This is a genomic window from Embleya sp. NPDC001921 (assembly GCF_053594475.1).
This window is the reverse complement of record NZ_JBSFEO010000006.1, coordinates 54,897-72,399: the sequence shown is the minus strand read 5'-3', so window position 1 is coordinate 72,399 and position 17,503 is coordinate 54,897. Positions and strand designations below refer to the sequence as shown.

General features: G+C 72.2%; 16 protein-coding genes and 1 pseudogene. 12 read left to right on the top strand and 5 right to left on the bottom strand.

All coding sequences use genetic code 11. The features are described 5' to 3' along the window. Positions 1-4 precede the first annotated feature (4 nt). Positions 5-1,002: pseudogene (locus tag ACWCPW_RS08955) on the top strand (zinc-binding alcohol dehydrogenase family protein). Between the two features lie 179 nt (positions 1,003-1,181). Here ACWCPW_RS08955 and ACWCPW_RS08950 read toward each other — a convergent pair. Further along, positions 1,182-2,408, bottom strand: coding sequence for a hypothetical protein (locus tag ACWCPW_RS08950; protein ID WP_449760877.1), 1,227 nt, complete (start codon positions 2,406-2,408; stop codon positions 1,182-1,184). Positions 2,409-2,609: 201 nt separating this feature from the next. Here ACWCPW_RS08950 and ACWCPW_RS08945 point away from each other — a divergent pair, with 201 nt between their 5' ends. The 11 genes from ACWCPW_RS08945 (at position 2,610) to hcaB (ending at position 12,729) form a co-directional block, all read left to right on the top strand. Further along, positions 2,610-3,353 carry a hypothetical protein gene (locus ACWCPW_RS08945; RefSeq protein WP_449760876.1) on the top strand — a complete coding sequence of 248 codons (744 nt, stop codon included), beginning with the start codon at positions 2,610-2,612 and terminating at the stop codon, positions 3,351-3,353. 276 nt (positions 3,354-3,629) lie between these two features. Further along, positions 3,630-4,784: a saccharopine dehydrogenase family protein gene (locus ACWCPW_RS08940; protein WP_449760875.1), complete on the top strand. Its 1,155-nt coding sequence runs from the start codon at positions 3,630-3,632 to the stop codon at positions 4,782-4,784. A 388-nt stretch (positions 4,785-5,172) separates the two neighbouring features. Beyond that, complete coding sequence (locus ACWCPW_RS08935) at positions 5,173-5,997, top strand: IclR family transcriptional regulator (RefSeq protein WP_449760874.1); 825 nt, start codon at positions 5,173-5,175, stop codon at positions 5,995-5,997. Between the two features lie 10 nt (positions 5,998-6,007). Next, positions 6,008-6,655: a TetR/AcrR family transcriptional regulator gene (locus tag ACWCPW_RS08930; RefSeq protein WP_449760873.1), complete on the top strand. Its 648-nt coding sequence runs from the start codon at positions 6,008-6,010 to the stop codon at positions 6,653-6,655. A gap of 109 nt (positions 6,656-6,764) precedes the next feature. Further along, the gene (locus ACWCPW_RS08925) at positions 6,765-6,887 is read left to right on the top strand and encodes a hypothetical protein (RefSeq protein ID WP_449760872.1); all 123 of its coding nucleotides are present in this window, start codon (positions 6,765-6,767) and stop codon (positions 6,885-6,887) included. A gap of 738 nt (positions 6,888-7,625) precedes the next feature. After that, a complete protein-coding gene (locus tag ACWCPW_RS08920; protein ID WP_449760871.1) occupies positions 7,626-8,474 on the top strand; it encodes an alpha/beta fold hydrolase in 849 nt (282 codons plus the stop codon). A gap of 188 nt (positions 8,475-8,662) precedes the next feature. Continuing rightward, positions 8,663-9,568: a VOC family protein gene (locus ACWCPW_RS08915; protein ID WP_449760870.1), complete on the top strand. Its 906-nt coding sequence runs from the start codon at positions 8,663-8,665 to the stop codon at positions 9,566-9,568. Positions 9,569-9,584: 16 nt separating this feature from the next. Beyond that, positions 9,585-10,919: an aromatic ring-hydroxylating dioxygenase subunit alpha gene (locus tag ACWCPW_RS08910; protein ID WP_449760869.1), complete on the top strand. Its 1,335-nt coding sequence runs from the start codon at positions 9,585-9,587 to the stop codon at positions 10,917-10,919. Continuing rightward, the gene (locus ACWCPW_RS08905) at positions 10,916-11,464 is read left to right on the top strand and encodes an aromatic-ring-hydroxylating dioxygenase subunit beta (RefSeq protein ID WP_449760868.1); all 549 of its coding nucleotides are present in this window, start codon (positions 10,916-10,918) and stop codon (positions 11,462-11,464) included. Before ACWCPW_RS08910 ends, ACWCPW_RS08905 begins: the two co-directional genes overlap by 4 nt. Positions 11,465-11,477: 13 nt before the next feature. Beyond that, the gene (locus ACWCPW_RS08900; protein ID WP_449760867.1) at positions 11,478-11,930 is read left to right on the top strand and encodes a bifunctional 3-phenylpropionate/cinnamic acid dioxygenase ferredoxin subunit; all 453 of its coding nucleotides are present in this window, start codon (positions 11,478-11,480) and stop codon (positions 11,928-11,930) included. Beyond that, a complete protein-coding gene (hcaB, locus tag ACWCPW_RS08895; protein WP_449760866.1) occupies positions 11,917-12,729 on the top strand; it encodes a 3-(cis-5,6-dihydroxycyclohexa-1,3-dien-1-yl)propanoate dehydrogenase in 813 nt (270 codons plus the stop codon). Before ACWCPW_RS08900 ends, hcaB begins: the two co-directional genes overlap by 14 nt. 352 nt (positions 12,730-13,081) lie before the next feature. Here the strand turns inward: hcaB and dmpG are convergent, their stop codons facing one another. From dmpG to ACWCPW_RS08875, 4 genes are all read right to left on the bottom strand, one after another. Continuing rightward, positions 13,082-14,107, bottom strand: coding sequence for a 4-hydroxy-2-oxovalerate aldolase (gene dmpG / locus ACWCPW_RS08890; protein ID WP_449760865.1), 1,026 nt, complete (start codon positions 14,105-14,107; stop codon positions 13,082-13,084). Beyond that, positions 14,104-15,036, bottom strand: a complete 933-nt coding sequence (locus ACWCPW_RS08885) for an acetaldehyde dehydrogenase (acetylating) (protein WP_449761105.1) — start codon at positions 15,034-15,036, stop codon at positions 14,104-14,106. The genes dmpG and ACWCPW_RS08885 overlap by 4 nt, the downstream gene beginning before the upstream one ends. 67 nt (positions 15,037-15,103) lie before the next feature. Further along, complete coding sequence (locus tag ACWCPW_RS08880; RefSeq protein ID WP_449760864.1) at positions 15,104-15,904, bottom strand: 2-keto-4-pentenoate hydratase; 801 nt, start codon at positions 15,902-15,904, stop codon at positions 15,104-15,106. Next, positions 15,901-17,271, bottom strand: a complete 1,371-nt coding sequence (locus tag ACWCPW_RS08875) for an NAD(P)/FAD-dependent oxidoreductase (protein WP_449760863.1) — start codon at positions 17,269-17,271, stop codon at positions 15,901-15,903. Before ACWCPW_RS08875 ends, ACWCPW_RS08880 begins: the two co-directional genes overlap by 4 nt. Between the last annotated feature and the right edge of the window lie 232 nt (positions 17,272-17,503).

Below are 17,503 nucleotides of genomic sequence, written 5' to 3'. Positions count from 1 at the left end.
CACCATGCCCGCCGTCGCGTACCGCAAGAGCCTGCCGATCGACGACCCCGAGAGCCTGGTGGACGTCGAACTGCCGGTCCCGTCCCCGGTCCGCGCGACCTGCTGGTCCGGGTCGAGGCGATCGCCGTCAATCCGGTCGACTACAAGATCCGGGAGAACGCCGACCCCGGCGGCGAGCCGCGCGTACTGGGCTGGGACGCCGCCGGCACGGTAGTCGCCGTCGGCGATCGGGTGGAGCTGTTCGCCGTCGGCGACGAGGTCTTCTACGCCGGGGCGTTGGATCGTCCCGGTGCCAACGCCCGGTTCCACACCGTGGACGAACGCCTGGTCGGCCGCAAGCCCGACACCCTCTCCTTCACCGCGGCCGCAGCCCTGCCGCTGACCTCGCTCACCGCCTGGGAAGGACTGTTCGACCACCTCGAGCCCACCGGCGACGGCGGCACGCTCCTGGTGACGGCCGCGGCGGGCGGCGTCGGCGCGATGGTCTGCCGGCTCGCGCGCGCCCGGACCGGCCTGACCGTGGTCGGCACCGCGTCCCGCCCCGAGACCGCGGAGTTCGCGCGCCGGATGGGAGCCCACCACATCGTCGACCACCACGAGCCGCTGGCCCCGCAGCTCGCCCGAGTGGCGCCCGACGGGGTCGACCACGTCTTCGGCACCGCCGGTACGGAACGGAACCTGTCCGCCTACGCCGACATCCTCAAGCCGTTCGGCTCCATCGTCGCGATCGACGATCCCGACACCCTTGCGATCGGCGTGCTCAAGTCCAAGAGCATCGCCTTCCACTGGGAGTTCATGTTCACCCGGTCGCTGTACGCCACACCCGACCGGCAGGAGCAGCACCACATCCTCACCCGGGTCGCCCGGCTCGTCGACGAGGGTGTCCTGGTCTCCACCGCCACCCGCGACCTCGGTCCGATCAAGGCGGCCCGCCTGCGCGAGGCGCACCGCGTCCAGGCGTCGGGCACCGCGATCGGCAAGCTCACCCTCACCGGCTTCTGACCGCCGCCGCCCGCCACAAGACGCAGGGCGTGGTTCGAATCAGCTTGTACGCGCCGGGCCGGCCGCGTCGCCGGTTTCGGACCGAGTCATACAGCCACCTCGTCGCCGCGAACCGGGCCATCCGTGACTACCGGGCGGTTGTCGACCGTCTCGGAACACCCGACACCGCACCGAGAGGGTCACGCCTGTGATCGGCCGGTCCGCGGTGCCGGGGCCCCGGCCGAGCGACCGGCTGTCTCCAGCAACTCGGCCATGCTGCCCTGGAATTCGGGAAGCATCCGCAATGCCACGACCCACGCGTCGACGTGATCGGCGAGGAACTCGTCGGTGAGTGCGCGCAACGTGCGATCGTAGGCGTCCGAGGTCGCGGGCCCCGGAGAGTGAAGGGCTCGCGGTCGGGGCCGCGCCGCGGGCACGGACCCCCGCGGTGTCACCCGGGCACCCGGCGGGATGCGATGCCACCACGGACCGAGGGCGCGATCGGCGTCGGGGGTTCCTGTCGTCCGCACGTCGAACCGGACCGCCTCCGCGCGGGACCGGAGTTCGTCGGGGCAACCAGGCTGATCGGCGAGGGTGAGGGCGCCGACCGGTCCCCACGGTCGCACCTCGTCGGCGCGACGTACCTCGTCCCATTCCAGCGCCGCTCGCGGGGACAGCAGCAGCAGATGCATTTCCGAGGGGTGGATGGTGTAAGCGGAGTAGTAGTAGTGCCCGTCGGGCAGGCCGACGTCGAGGTGGTGCAGCCGCCGGACGAGCACCTGTCGCCGGGTTCTGAAGACGCTGAGCCGGTCGAGGATGGCCATGCCGTCGCGATGGGCGAACGCACGTGCCACCACGTCCCGGTCGGCATCCTCCATGAGCGGTCCGTGCCTGGTGAACAGCGCACGGCCGGCTTTGGGGCCCAGGGCGCCCAGCAGGTTGTGGGCGGCGCGCAGCGCGACGGACCGGGCGACGGCTCGGGCGACGGGAGGGCAACCCCGCACGACCAGTCCGTGCAGGCCGTGCACGATGCACTCGGGATCCGCGGATTCGATGAGCGCGTACCGTTCCGCCGCCGTGCGGTCGTACGGAGAGCTGTCGAGCATGGCTCGGCCCGGGTCGGCGATCGCCATCACGCGCAGCATCAGATCTCGATCGATGCGGGGATGGACCGCCAGGCGCCAGGCGAGTCGGCCGTCCGCGCGGTCGGCCAGTCGGCGCAGGGTCGGCGGCCCGACGGCCGGATTCTCGGCGAGCAGGTGGCGCGACGCGGGCGAGCCGTGCGCGATCACCGCGTCGACAATGCGGGGATCCGGGGCGCCGGCCCCACCGAGGACGCCGCGCCGGATCTCCGCGCCGCACCGTTCCAGCACCGGCACCAGCACGTGACGCGGCGCGCGGCTCAGCAGCGTGGCCCACTCGCTCATGCACACCCTTTCGACGGCCCACGTCAGGCTAGCCACCCGACCGACCGGGCCGCACATGCGTTTTCGCCACCCCCACCGGCCCCGACGACATCGCCGCCCGACCGGTCCCCCGCGTCGTCCGGTGCGTCATCGTCGAGCGCCTCGCACCACGCGCCGACGCACGGGGCGTCCGGGGCACGGCTGCGGGCTGTGGTGGGGGTGGTGTTGGGTAGGGTCGCGGTCAAGTCCGAGGAGTATGTGGTGGCGGCGGGAGTTGCCGCAGTCCACGACGCGGCCGACGCGTGGGGTTTCGTCACGAGGTTCGTGCGGGACTGGCTCGATCCGCTGCGTCCCGGCGACGGCTGCGCGGACGCGGAGATCGCCGCGGCGGAGCACCGGCTCGGCCTGCGGCTGCCGGATGCGGTGGCCGCCTGCTATCGGCTGCTCGGGCACCGGGACGACCTCACCAGCGTTCAGGACCAGCTCCTGTCCCTGGACCAACTGTGCGTCGAGGACGACGTGTTGGTCTATCGCGTCGAGAACCGGTGCTGCGCCGAGTGGGGTGTCCCGGTGGCCCGGCTCGCGGACGCGGACCCGCCGGTGGTCTTCCGTCTCGACGGCACCGGCCGGATGGGTTGGCGGCCGTTCCTGGACCGCTTCTCGCTCGCCGCGATCGAGATGGTGCTTTCCGAAGCGGTCCTGTCCGCGGACGGCGGTGTCGGGGACAACCGTGAGCTGGATGCGGCGTCCGTCGCGGTTCTGCGGAACGGCTTTCAGCGGATCGGGTTTCCCGACTACCCGATGTGGGCGATCGCCGACGGTCCTCCGGTGCGCTGGTTCACCGCGGCGGATGTGATCCTGCGCGACGACGCCCAGGAATGGCTGTGGGTGCTCAGCCGCACCATCGACGGCCTCGACGCGGTCAGGGCCCAACTGCCCGGCGAGTGGAACCTGCGGATGGACTGACTGCGGGCGTGGGGCGTCCGCCCCACGCGCACCCGGACAACCGCCCGCCCCGACCGACCTTGACACCTCGGGCCACCTGTCGTCGACTCTCGGGCCCATGCGGGAGCGTGATCGTTGTGGTGTTCGCGGGTGAGTCGGGTGATCGCCGGGTTCGACGGGCCATCCGGGCGTTCGTTGCCCGGTCGGGGGTTGTGGTGCGCGCCATTGCACGGCCCAGTGTGGCCAGGAGTCGCAGCGGCATCCGGCCAGGCTAGCCGCGGTGTTAGTGTCCCGGGCATGGGGGAGCAGCGGGTGGTCGTGGTGGGGGGAACCGGCTTTTACGGCCGGTATGTCGTGGACGACCTGCTGCGTCAGTCGCAAGTCGCGGTGACCGTCGTCGCCCGGCGCCGGCCGGCCGAGGCCTTCGATTCCCCGCGTGTCGACTGGGCGATCGCGGACCACGCGGAGGTGCGAACTCTGGCCCGGATCCTGGAGGGGGCCGCGGCCGTGGTGCACTGCGCCGGGCCCTTCCAGGCGATGGACCCGGGCGGCACGCCTCCTTGGGGGCCGCTGCGGGCCGCGCTTGCCGCGGGTGTTCCGTACGTCGACATCTGCGAGGACCGGGCGTTCCGGCGCGGCGCGCTCGCGCTCGCGCGGTCGGCTTCGGTTCCGGTCCTGACCGGGGCGTCGGTCGTCCCGGGGCTGCAGGCGCTGCTGGTGGCCGACATGGCGCGAGGCCTCCGGCGGGTCGACGCCGTCCGCTGCGCGGCGGCGCCCGACACCCGGCGTCACCGGGGACCGGCGATGTTCGCGGCCATGCTGCACGGTGCGGGGCTGCGCTTCGAGGCCCCGCGTGGTGGTGTGCCGGCGGTGGTGCACGGTTGGTCGGAGCCGGAGTGGGTGCGGTTCCCGCCGCCGATCGGCAGGCGACTGGTTCATCAGGTCTACGAGATGGCCGATCTGGACGTGCTGCCGGGCCTGTTCGGGGCGCGCACGGTGAGTTTCAAGGCGGGCAGCGAATTCCCCGTGCTGAACCGGGCCTTGGGGGCGTTCGCGGCAGTCAGGGCGCGGACGGGCAGGCCCCGTCGTCCGCAGGACTGGACGCCGGTGGTCCGTGGATTGTCCTGGCTCGCCGGGCGCGCGGGCGACGAGGCGGGGGCGTTCATGGTCGAGGTCACCGGCGATCGGGACGGCTGTACGGTGACCCGCCGCGTGGGCATGACCGCGCGTCGGCACGGCGGTCGCATGCCGGCCCTGCTCGCGGGAATCGCCGTGGAGAAGCTCCTCACCGGCCGATTGCAGGCGGCCGGGGCCGTTCCCTTGGACCGCTGGCTGCCTCCGAGCGAGCTGTATGCCGCGCTTGTGGAACGTGACATACGTCTGTGGACCTCGGCGGACGACGACTGGCGCCCACATCCCCTCGCCTCCGACCCGGTTGGCACGGCGTCGTAGAGCACGGAAGCGGTGGGCGGGCGAGACGGTAGACGCCCACGCCCGCAGAGGAGGCGTCCCGTCGGGGGAGGGGCCGGTCCCATCCTCCGACGGACGCCTTTGCGGAACCGGTCGAGGATTTATCAGCGTGGTGCGGAGCCCGTCCCACCCCGTCGGACGTCGACGAGGGGTACCCGGCGGGCGGATACGACACGTCGAGTTCGCGTGGTGGGCAGCAAGCCTGTTCCGCGGCCGGTCCGAGCCGGGCGGGTGCCCGCGCGGTGTGCTCCGGCTCCCGTACGCCCACCCGGGCGGGTCGGTTGACCTGTTGGGTGGCTGCGGTTACGTTGTCTAGAATCTAGATTCTAGAGTCTCCATTCTAGGGCTTTTCGGTGAGCGGAGTCGGGACATGGCAAAGGACACGGGCGAGGCCGTGCGGAGGGTGGCGGAGGCCGCGCTCGAACCCGGGGACACGTTGGCGCCGTCCGTGTTGTGGAAGGCGTTTCGGGTGCTGGGGGTCTTCAGTCACAGTCGGCGTGTGCTGACCCTCGCGCAGATCGTGCGCCGCAGTGGGCTGCCCAAGTCCACCGCGCATCGGGTGTTGACGATGTTGCTCGAGGTCGGCGCGGTCGAACAGCACAGCGACGGCTACCGGATGGGACTGCGGATGTTCTCGCTCGGGGCTCTGCCGCCGGAGGTCGCGCTGCGCGACGCGGCGCTGGTGCACTTGGAGGAGCTGCACCGGGTGACCGCGCAGACGCTGCACCTCGCGATCCTGCGCGACGGCGACGCCGTCTATCTGGAAAAGCTTCGCGGCCGTCGCCACGACCGGTCCCCGGCGCTGGTCGGGGGCCGACTGCCGGCGCAGTGCACCGCGATCGGAAAGGCGATGCTGGCGTTCTCGACGGAACGCGCGATCGCCGACGTGTCGGCAGCGCCGCCGGCGCCGCGCACGGCCCGCTCACTCACCTCGGTGGTGGCCCTGCGTCGGCAATTGGCGGCCGTCCGCGTCGACGGTTACGCCGTCGACCGGGAGGAGGCCGTCGAGGGGCTGGCCTGCGTGGCGGTACCGGTACTGGTCGGGGACCGGGCCGTCGCGGCGGTGTCGATCGCCTTCGCGGCGGCCGCGGGCAGCGGGACCGTACTGGTGGACCCGCTGCGTCGTACGGCCGCCGCGATCTCCCGCTCGATCATGGCCGGCTCGGCCGCGCACCTGATCCCGGCGGTTGGGTAGGGTGGCGACCGTGGACAGGACGAGCGTGAACCGGGACCGGATCCTGGACGCGGCCGAGCGTCTGTTCGGCACCCGGGGCTACGCGAACGTCACCATCGGCCAGGTCTGCGAGGCGTCCGGTTTCCCGGTGGGCTCGATCTACCACCACTTCACCAACAAGTACGGCCTGCTGGTGGCGGTGTTCGAACGTTCCTCCGGCCTGTTCTTCGCGTCGCTGCCGGCCGTGGCCGACCTGCCCGGTGACCCGCTCGAGCGGCTCGGCATCTTCTACGACGCCGCCGCCCACGAGATCGGTGACCGGGCGCTGTTCATGCGGCTGATGTTCCTGCTGCAACTGCAGGAGGACCGGGACGGAACCATCGCGCCGCTGGTGCACGAGGCCCGCCGCCGGGTACGCACCGAGCTGGTCACCGTGATCGAGCCGGTCGCGCGCGACTGCGGCGTCCCCGACCCGCGGGAACTGGCGCTGGAACTGGCCGAGTTGACCATGTCCTTCACCGCCGGCCTGGTGGTGTTCACCGACGCCGAGACCCTCGGCGTCCCCGCCGGCATGCACCGGCTGCGCCAACTGGTCCTGGCCACCATCCGCGAGAGCGCCGGCCGACCGGCCACCACCGCACGGAGCACCGCCCCCGGGTCGTCGACTTCCCACCGATGACACCGACCCCGCCTCGGCCGTCGGCCGCGCGGGCGGACCGAAGCGGGCCGGGAGGACCACGGCCCGCACCCCGCATCCGCCCGCGCCGCCCAGCCCGGCCGCGACGAGGGTGAAGCGGGCGCCGAAGCGCACGACCGACCGGCCACCGATCGGCGCGGCGATCATCGACGCGATCGTCATGGGCAGCGGGTACACCACCGAGACGGTCGTCGCCGACGCGCCGAACCCGTAGCCCGAGGACTCGGGCCACCCGCGAGCAAGCGGGGTCGGTGCCGGCACCGCCAGGCAATACATCAGCACGCCCCGGCCGGCTCTCGGGTCGGCGTTCCGGCCGCACACCGGGATGGTGACCGCCGAGGTCGGCAGCCGCGCCGACACCGGCAGGCTCGCCGTGCCAGGTTGTCGACACGGGCAACTCCCGTGCACCGCCTAGCAGTACGGGGACCTCGACCGCCGGCCTCACACCGCGACGCCGGCGCAGCACGGTGCGAACAGCACGCGGGCCGGGGCGGGCGGCGGTGGATCCCCAAGGCCCGGCATGGCCGCACCGTGCCGGCGGCCGGCACGGCGAAGGGCGGTTCGTTCCGCGGGTCGGGAGGCCCGAACGCGGATCCGACCGGCGGGTACGGCCGCGCCGCGTGTCGCCGTCCCGGCCAGCGGGACGATCCGCCCCCGGTTCGGTCCGCGCGACCGAGACTCGCAGGCAGTGGAAGCGATCGCCACGACGCCACGTCCGTGACGGCGCCGACCCCGTGGCCTCGTCGACAACCTCCCCGGAGTGGGCCAAGCGCACGTCGGCGAAGCGCACGTCGGCGGTGGGTGCGGCGAGGCGCGCACCGGCGTACCGAGCACCGGTGCACGGGTGCACGGGTGCACCCAACTCCGGCGTACCGAACACCGGTGCCGCGTGCCGGGACATCCACTCCACACACGCGACCTCAAGGCGACTCACGCAACGGGAGCCGAACACATGAGCAACATGATCGCCACCTCCGATGTGACCGTGGGGGAGTACACCCTTCGGGTCAACCGCGCCGGTCAGGGCCACGCGGAGAGCATTCTCTTCCTGCACGGTTCGGGGCCCGGCGCCACCGGCCTGTCCAACTTCGCCGGCACCGTCGCGGCGTTGTCCGACACCTACGACTGCGTGGTCGTGGACCAGGTCGGGTGGGGCGACTCCAGCCACCCCGAACACACCCCGCCCGGTTCCCGCCTCCGCCAGAACGTGGCGGCCTGCCTGGGCCTGCTCGAGGAGCTGGGCCTGGAGCGGGTGCACCTCGTCGGCAACTCGCTGGGCGGCGCTCTCGCGTTGCACCTGCTGGTTCGCGCTCCGGAGCGGTTCGGCAAGGTCGTGCTGATGGGTGCCGCCGGCGCGGGCACCATGACCACGCCGTCGCCCGCCATGATGCGGCTGATCACCTTCTACGACGACCCCACCGCACGGTCGATGGCCGAGTTGATCTCGTTCATGCTGCACGACCCCACGTTGTTCGGCGACCGGCTCGGTGCCATCGCCGAGGAGCGCCTGGCGATGGCCGTTCGCCCGGAGGTGGAGCGCTCGCACCGGCAGACGTTCACCATGGCACCCGGCGCCGGTCCCGGGCTGCCCGAGATCGCGCTGAAGCGGATCACCAACGACGTGCTGCTGGTGCACGGCCGCGAGGACGTCATCGTCCCGCCCGAGGGCAGCGAGTGGTTCGCCCGCCGGATCCCGAACGCCCGCCTGTACCTGCTCCCGCACTGCGGCCACTGGGCGCAGATCGAACAGGCCGGGCGATTCCAGGCGGTGACCCGCGCATTCCTCGCGGACGCCCTCTAGCCGATCGGGGCCGGACGCCCCTCCACCGAAGGCCACACCGACGCACGGCGATTCCACCCCGGTGCCCACCTCACCGGTAGCCGTCCCACCCGAGAGCCGCCTCATCGGCAGCCGTCCCACCGCAAGCCCGTTCCACCGCAAACCCGTCCCCCACCGCGGTCCACCGAACAAGGGAGCAGGACCAGACCATGAGCATCGTGAGCGCCCTGGGCTACGTCGTCGTACGGGGCCCCCTGGAGGCGTGGCAGCACTTCGGCCCCGAGATCCTCGGGTTGCAGCCCGCCCACTCGACCGATCCGGACACCCTGCTGTTCAAGACCGACAGCCGTACCTGGCGGCTGGCGATCGAGGCGGGCGAGCCCGCCGGCCCGCAGTCCCTGATCGCCCTCGGTCTCGAAGTCAGGTCGGCCGACCGCTTGGAAGCCCTCGCCGAAACGCTGCGCTCGCGCGGCATCGAGGTCCACGAAGACCCCGACCTCACCGAACGTCGGCGAGTCCGCGGCCTGATCGCGTTCCGCGACGCGACCGGCAACACCGTCGAGGCCTATTGGGGCCCGACCGTCGACAAGTGCGGCTTCACCTCACCGCGCGGCGTCACCTTCGTCACCGGCGAGACCGCCGTCGGCGAGATCGGCATCGGCCACACCTTCCTGTTGGCCGACGACGTCGCCCGAGCCTCCGCCTTCTACACCGAGCACCTCGGCTTCAAGCTCTCCGACACGATCGCGTTCGGCCCGCAGTCCGCGCACTTCCTGCACTGCAACCCCCGGCACCACTCGATCGCCTTCGCCGCGCTCCCGGGCGCACCGGCCTCGGGCCTGGGCCACCTGATGCTCGAGGTCACCACCCTGGAAGCCGTCGGCCGCGCCCTGGACGCCGTCCAGGAGCGGGAGATGCCCGTTCCGCTGTCCATCGGCGAGCACAGCAACGACCGCATGACCTCCTTCTACGTCCGCACTCCCTCCGGCTTCGACATCGAATACGGCTACAACGGCCGGGTCATCGACGACCGGGACTGGACCGTCAGCCACTACGAGTCGCCCAGCACCTGGGGCCACCGCTTCGCCACCCCGCCCGGCCCCGGAACCGACTGACCGAGAAAGGCCCGTCATGTTCGACGTCACCGAACTGGTCCGGCCCGACCAGGGACTGATCAACCCCAGCATCTACACCGACCCCGAGATCTACCAGGCCGAGCTGGAGCACGTCTTCGCACGGAGCTGGCTCTTCCTCGCACACGACACCCAACTCGCCGAGCCGGGCAGCTTCGTGCAGACCTACATGGCCGAGGACCCGGTCCTGGTGGTCCGCCAACGCGACGGTTCCGTCAAGGCGTTCCTGAACCAGTGCCGGCATCGAGGCATGCGCATCTGCCGCGCCGACGAGGGCGTCGCCCGCGCGTTCACCTGCACCTACCACGGCTGGGGGTACAACCTGGCCGGCGAACTGGTCAACGTACCCATGCAGGCCCGCGCCTACCGCGACGAGATCGACAAGTCCCAATGGGGTCCGACCCGGGTACCGCGCCTGCACAACCACAGGGGCTTCATCTTCGGCACCTGGGACGAGAGCGCACCCTCCTTCGAGGACTACCTCGGCGACATGATCTGGTACTTCGACGCCCTCGCCGACCGCTACGACGCGGGCCTGACCCTGGTACCCGGCGCCACCAAATGGGTCATCGACTGCAACTGGAAGTTCGCCGCCGAGCAGTTCGCGAGCGACATGTACCACGTGCCGTCCTCGCACGCCTCCGCGTTGGTGGCACTGATCGAAGACCCGGCGGTACTCGCCGAGTTCCAGGAACAGAGCGCCGCCGGACCCGGCCGGCAGTACGCCGGCAACGGCCACGGCTCGGGCTTCGGACTGCGCCCCGACCTGGTGCCCACCCAGGCCGGACCCGACTTCGACGCCTGGGTCGTGGCCAACCGCGAACAGATCTACCGCCGGATCGGCGAACAGCGCGCGCTGGCCGTCAACGGACACAACACCGTCTTCCCCAACTTCTCCTGGCTGACCATCAACAACACCATGCGGGTCTGGCATCCGCGCGGACCCGGCCGGATCGAGGTCTGGTCCTGGACCTACCTGCCCAAGGACGCCGACGAGTCGGCCAAGCGGGCGGTCCGCACCAGCACCATCCGCACCTTCAGCGCCGCCGGCGTGTTCGAGACCGACGACGGCGAGAACTGGACCGAGATCCAGCAGGTCCTGCGCGGCCACCAAGCCCGCAAGACCACCTTCAACGCCCAGATGGGCCTGGGCCACGAACGACACGGCACCGACGGCATGCCCGGCCGGGTCACCGACGACATGTACACCGAGATGGCCGCCCGCGGCATGTACCGGCGCTGGGCCGACCTGATGTCCGGGCTGAGTTGGCCGGAGATCACCGAGCGGGACACGGCCCGACGGCAGCGGGAACAGGAGGCGCACCTCGCATGAGCGACATCGCCGCAACGGCACGCCGACGCACCGGCGTCGACGCCGAGACCCGCCACGAGATCGAGCGGTTCCTGTATCTGGAGGCCGAACTCCTGGACGACCAGCGGTTCGAGGACTGGCTGGAACTCTTCGACGACGACATCCACTACTGGCTGCCGACCCGGACGACGCGACCCGTCCGCGAACGCGACCTGGAGGTCGCCGGGCCGGACGGCGCGGCCTTCTTCGACGACGACAAGGCCTTCCTGGCCGGCCGGGTGCGCCGATTGGCCTCCGGCCGCTCGTGGTCGGAGGAACCCCCTTCCAGAACCCGCCGGTTGATCACCAACATCCGGCCGGTCCGACTGGACACCGGCGAGTTCGAGGTCCGGGTCAACTTCCACGTACTGCGCAGCCGGGCCGAACGCCACCACGACACCTTCTTCGGCGAACGCACCGACCTGCTGCGGCGCGTCCCGCAGGAGCCGGGATTCCACATCGCTCGACGCAAGATCGTGCTGGACACCACCACGCTCCTGGCGCCGAGCCTGAGCATCTTCCTATGAGCGGGATCTTCCTATGAACGAGTACACCCGGGAATCGTGGATCCGAGCCGGTCGGGTCGACGACATCCCCGAGGATCAGGCGCTGCGCCTGGACACCACCCCACCGGTGTCGGTGTTCCGGTCCGGCGGCGAGCTCTTCTGCGTCGACGACACCTGCACCCACGAGGACTTCTCGCTCGCGGACGGCTGGGTGGAGGACGGCGCGGTGGAATGCCCGCTGCACCTGGCCAAGTTCTGCCTGCGCACCGGCGCGCCACTGGCCGCACCCGCGTTCCGAGCGTTGGCCACACACGAGGTGCGGGTCGAGGGGACGGACGTGTACGTGCGCATCGACCGGAGCGGAGACGGCCGGATCGAACGGCAACGCCCGGACGGCACGAGCGGTTCGGACTCCGCCGGTTCGTCCACGGTCGGTGCGGACGCGGGCGGCCGGGACGCGGAAGGGGCGGGCCATGGGGTGGCTTGAGGGCTCGTCGATCCTGGTCACCGGCGGCGGATCCGGCGTCGGTCGGGCCGTCGTCGAGCGCTTCGTCACCGAGGGCGCGCGCGTGGTCGTGCTGGATCGGTCCGCCGAGCGGTTGGCCGAACTCACCACCACACTGGGCGATTCGATCCGTACCGTGGTCGGTGACGTGACCCGCTACGAGGCCCACGAGCGCGCGTGCGCGTGCGCCGAGGACGCGTTCGGCGGCCTGGACACCCTCGTCGGCAACGCCGGACTGTGGGACTTCGCCCGGTCGTTGACCGACACACCGGCCGACGTCCTGGACGCCGGCTTCGACGAGTTGTTCGCGGTCAACGTCAAGGGCTACCTGCTGGGCGCGAAGGCCGCGGTGCCCCTGCTGCGCAGGTCGCGCGGCAGCATGGTGTTCACCCTGTCCAACGCCTCGTTCTACCCGGGGCCCGGGGGCGGGCCGGTGTACACCGCGGCCAAACACGCGGGGCTGGGCCTGGTTCGCCAGCTCGCCTACGAACTGGCCCCGGACATCCGGGTGAACGCGGTCGCCCCGGGCCCGATGGCGACCGGCCTGAGCGGACCCAGGGCGATGGGACTGGCGGACACCACGATCGCCCGGGAGGTGCCCATCGACCGCATCGTGACCGAGCAGTCCGCGCTCGGGGTGGCGGTGCGCGCCGAGGAAGGCGTCGGACCGTACGTGCTGCTCGCCGCGAGGGAGTCGGCGACCACGACGGGAGCCGTGATCGACATCAGCACCACCGGCATCCCGCGCCGGCGGACGTCCCCCGGAGCACAGACCGGGTGAACCGCCGCGGGTGAAGGTCCGAACGCGTCGACCAGCGTGCCGAATCGGCACGCTGGTCGACGCGTTGTGTGCGCCCTGCCCGTCCGCCCGGCCGCAGCGGGCAGTCCCGCGCACGGCATCGCACTCCGCTCCGGGGGGCCGGGGTCCGGGGTCCGGTCCACGCCAGGGCAGGGCAGGGCAGAGCCGGGCCGTCCTGCCGTGGGCCGCGCGACGTCCGCACCGCTACGCCCGGGACCGCGCAAGCGAAGGCCGCCCGCCCGCGATGTGTGGTCGCGGGCGGGCGGCCTTCGGTGTGTCCGGAGGGCACGTGGACCGACCGGTGCGGCGCGGCCGCCGGTTCGGTGTCGGGCCGTTACGCGGTCGTGGCCGAGCGGGCGTCGACCAGGTCGAGCGCGACGTCGACGATCAGGTCCTCCTGTCCGCCGACCAGGCCGCGGCGGCCCACCTCGACCAGCACGTCGCGGGTGTCCAGGTCGTAGCGCGCGGCGGCCCGTTCGGCGTGGTGCAGGAAGGAGGAGTACACGCCGGCGTAGCCCAGGGTCAGAGTCTCCCGGTCCACCCGCACCGGTCGTTCCTGAAGCGGGCGCACCAGATCGTCGGCCGCGTCCATCAGCGCGAACAGATCGCAGCCGTGCGACCAGCCGTGCAGGTCGGCGACCGCGGCGAACGCCTCGATCGGGCAGTTCCCGGCGCCCGCTCCCTGTCCGGCGAGCGAGGCGTCTACCCGGGTGACCCCGGCCTCGACGGCCACGACCGAATTGGCCACCGCCAGGGCCAGGTTGTGATGGGCGTGGATGCCGATCGCGGTCGTGTCGTGCAACACGTCGCGGTAGGCGCGGACTCGGTCCCGGACGCCGTCCATGGTGAGCCTCCCACCGGAGTCCACGACGTACACGCAGTGCGCTCCGTAGGACTCCATCAGCTTGGCCTGACCGGCCAGCCGATCCGGCTCGGCCATGTGCGACATCATCAGGAACCCCGAGACTTCCATGCCCAGTTCGCGGGCGAGCGCGACGTGTTGGGCGGCGATGTCGGCCTCGGTGCAGTGGGTGGCGACACGCACCGAGCGGATGCCCAGCGCATGCGCGCGGCGCAGATCGTCGGCGGTGCCGATGCCGGGCAGGATGAGCGTGGCGGGCGTGGCCGAGCCGAGTTCGGCGACGGCCGCGGCGATCCACTCGTCGTCGGAGTGGGCGCCGAACCCGTAGGTGAAGCTGGATCCGGCCAAGCCGTCGCCGTGCGCGATCTCCACGGAGTCGACGCCGGCGGCGTCCAGCGCACGGGCGATGGCACGGACGGTGTCCAGCCGGTAGCGGTGGCCGACGGCGTGCATGCCGTCCCGCAGGGTGACGTCCTGGATGTACAGACGGGCGGTCATGCGGCAGGCCCTTCGAAGGCGAGGACGCCGACGCGTTCGGCGACCCGGAGCGCGGCGGAGGTCATGATGTCGAGGTTTCCGGCGTAGGCCGGCAAGTAGTGGCCCGCGCCCTCGACTTCGAGCAGGGCGGTGACCTTCCAGCGGGCCCGGTCCGCCTCGTCGGGCCGCAGCCGGGCCCGCAGGTCCGCGTCCACCGGGTCGATCTGCGGGGAGTGGCGCAATCGATAGCCGGGTACGTACGCGGCCACGTCGGCGACCATCGTGGTCACCGACTCGGCGATCTCGGCCGGATCGCCGTCCTCGGTCAGGCAGATCACCGTGTCGCGCATGATCAGCGGCGGCTCGGCCGGGTTCAGCACGATGATCGCCTTGCCGCGCCGGGCGCCGCCGACCCGTTCGATGGCCCGCGAGGTGGTCTCGGTGAACTCGTCGATGTTGGCGCGGGTGCCGGGGCCGGCCGAGCGGGAGGAGATCGAGGCGACGATCTCGCCGTAGATCACCGGGGCCCGGCGGGCGACGGCGGCGACGATCGGCACGGTGGCCTGGCCACCGCAGGTCACCATGTTCACGTTCGGCGACGCGAGGTGGGCGTCCAGGTTCACCGCGGGGACCACGAACGGTCCGATCGCGGCGGGCGTCAGGTCGATCACCCGCTTGCCGTGCGGGCGCAGGAGCGCGTCGTGTCGGTGATGGGCCCGGGCCGAGGTGGCGTCGAAGACCACCGCGATCTCGTCGAAGTCGGGCAGCGAGAGCAGCCCCTCGATGCCGTCGGAGGTGGTGGGCACACCCAGACGGCGGGCTCGGGCCAGGCCGTCGGAGTCGGGGTCGATGCCGACCATGGCGCCCATGGTCAGGACGGACGAGGTGCGCAGCACCTTGATCATCAGGTCGGTGCCGATGTTGCCCGATCCGATGATCGCCACCTTCACCGGCGCGGCCCCGGGGTCTGCGACGGACGTCGTCGATGCCGTCGCTCCGCTGGAATCGCTCACGGTGTCACTTCCCGGTCCGGATGCCGACCGACCCGAGGCCGGTGATGTGCGCGGTGAGGTGGTCGTCGGCGCCCAGGGTGACCATCGGCCCCAGCGCTCCGGTGAGCACGATGTCGCCCGCGCGCAGTGGGGTGCCCAGCGCGCCGAGGGTGTCCGCGAGCCAGACGGCGGCGGTGAGCGGGTGGCCCAGGCAGTCGGTCCCGGTGCCCCGGGAGAGCACGTCGCCGGCGCGCGTCAGCGTCATCACGCAGCGTGCCAGGTCCACTGCGGCGGGCGAGACCGGGACGGTGCCCAGGACGAACGCCGCGGAGGAGCCGTTGTCGGCGATCGTGTCCACCAGTGCGATGTCCCAGTCGGCGACGCGGCTGTCCACGATCTCCAGCGCGGGCAGCACGAACGCGGTGGCCCGCAGCACGTCGGCGATGGTGTGCCGGCCCAGGTCCAGATCGCGGTCCAGGACCAGGGCGACCTCGGCCTCGGCACGCGGCAGGATCAGGCCGGCGAACGGCGGCTCGGCGCCGTCGGCGTAGGCCATGTCGGCGAAGAGGGTGCCGAAGTCGGGTCGGTCGACCCCGAGTTGCCGCTGTACGGCGGTGGAGGTCAGGCCGATCTTGTAGCCCACCGGACGGCGGCCCTGGGAGATCCAGCGTGCGACGTTGTGACGTTGTACGGCGTAGCCCGTGGCAGCCGGGTCGCCGTCCGGGAGTTCGGTGCGGATCGGCGGAATGGCCGTCCCGGTGCGGTCGGCCTCGTACAGGCGGTCCGCGACGCGGGCGATCCGCGGGTCGGTGGAGTGCTCGGTCACGGTGCCTCCTTGCTGCTTGCGGTGCTCGGGTCGCCTGTGTGCGGCGATCGGGCCTCGGGACGGGATCGGGGCCGGGCCGCCGGTGGGCCGGGCGCCGCGGAGTGGGCCAGGGCCCGCAGGTCGGTTGTGGGGGAGGCCAGCGCGGCGGCGTGTACCGGCACGCGACGCTCGATGAGCACGCGTGCGGCGCGCAGTTCGCGCGGACGGTCCAGGCCGGCGGCGGCGACCGGGACGCCGCCGCGGGTCCAGAATCCGAGGAAGCCGCCGTCCGCGGGTCCGCCCGCCTCGGCCGGGTCCACCGGGTCGACCGCGTCCGCGGCCTCGGTGCGCAGGACGAACTCGTCGCCGGGAGCCGGGCGTCCGTACATCTGCAGGGTCCGGCCGTACTGCTCGGAGTAGAAGTAGGGCAGCGCGGTGTGGCTCTCCAGGACACCCGCGAGCACGGCGCCGGCGACCGCGCCCTGCTGCACGGCGTTGTCCCAGTGCTCGATCCGGCCCCGGGCGGGCAGGTGTGGATGCGCCTGGTTCGTGGCGTCGCCGGCGGCGAGGATCCACGGCACGCTGGTGTGGCAGTGCCGATCGACGACGATGCCGTCGTCGCACAACACCCCGGCCGCCTCGGCAAGCGCGGTGTCGGGTCGTACCCCGACGCCGACCACCACGGTCGCGGCGGGCAGCACCTGCCCGTTGCCCAGGCGGGCCCCGGTGACGTGGGTTTCGCCGGTGAACGCGGTCACCGATACCCCGGTTCGCAGCCGTACCCCGGCCCGCTCGTGCAGCGCGGTCACCCGCGCGGCCAATACCGGGCCGAGCGGGCCCTCCAGCGGGCGGGCGCCCATTTCGACCACGGTGACGTCCAGGGCGGCCTCGCGCGCCGCCGCCGCGACCTCCAGGCCGATGAAGCCGCCGCCCACCACGACCACCGGCCCGCCCGCGCGCAGCCGGGCGGCGAGCGCCCTGGCGTCGTGCACGTCCCGCAGGGTCAGCACGCCGGGCAGGTCGGCGCCGGGCACCGGCAGGGTCCGCGGGAGCACGCCGGTGGCGAGCAGGACTCGGTCGGCGTACAACGTTTGCCCGTCGTCCAGTTCGACGGCCCGGCGCCGGGGGTCCAGGGCCAGGGCGCGGGTGGCCGGCAGCAGGGTGATGCGGTGCTCGGCGTACGCCTGCCGGGGCAGGATCGCATGCAGGAAGGCGTGTTCGCCGCCGGCCAACGCCTTCGACAACGGTGGTCGTTCATAGGGGAGTTCCTCGCCCGCCTCGACGACGGTGACGCGTCCGGCGAAGCCGTGCCGGCGCAGTGCGAGAGCGGCGGAGATGCCGGCCGCGCTCCCTCCGACGATGACATGGTGGTGCGTCTCGTCGCCCATGTGTGCCTCGCTCTCCCCGTCCCCCACGGGACGGACGGCCGCAAGGCTACGAACGCGGCGCCGTCCGCACGGCCGACCGTTCCGGCGGCCGGGACACGGTCGGCGGGAATCCCGCCGCCGGCCGGCCCGCCGCATCTTTCGCGGCCGGGCTCCGGATCCGGCTCCGACTCCGGATCCGGCTCGGATTCCGGCTCCGGAGACCGTCGTGGGGCACGGTCGATCGCGGCATGTC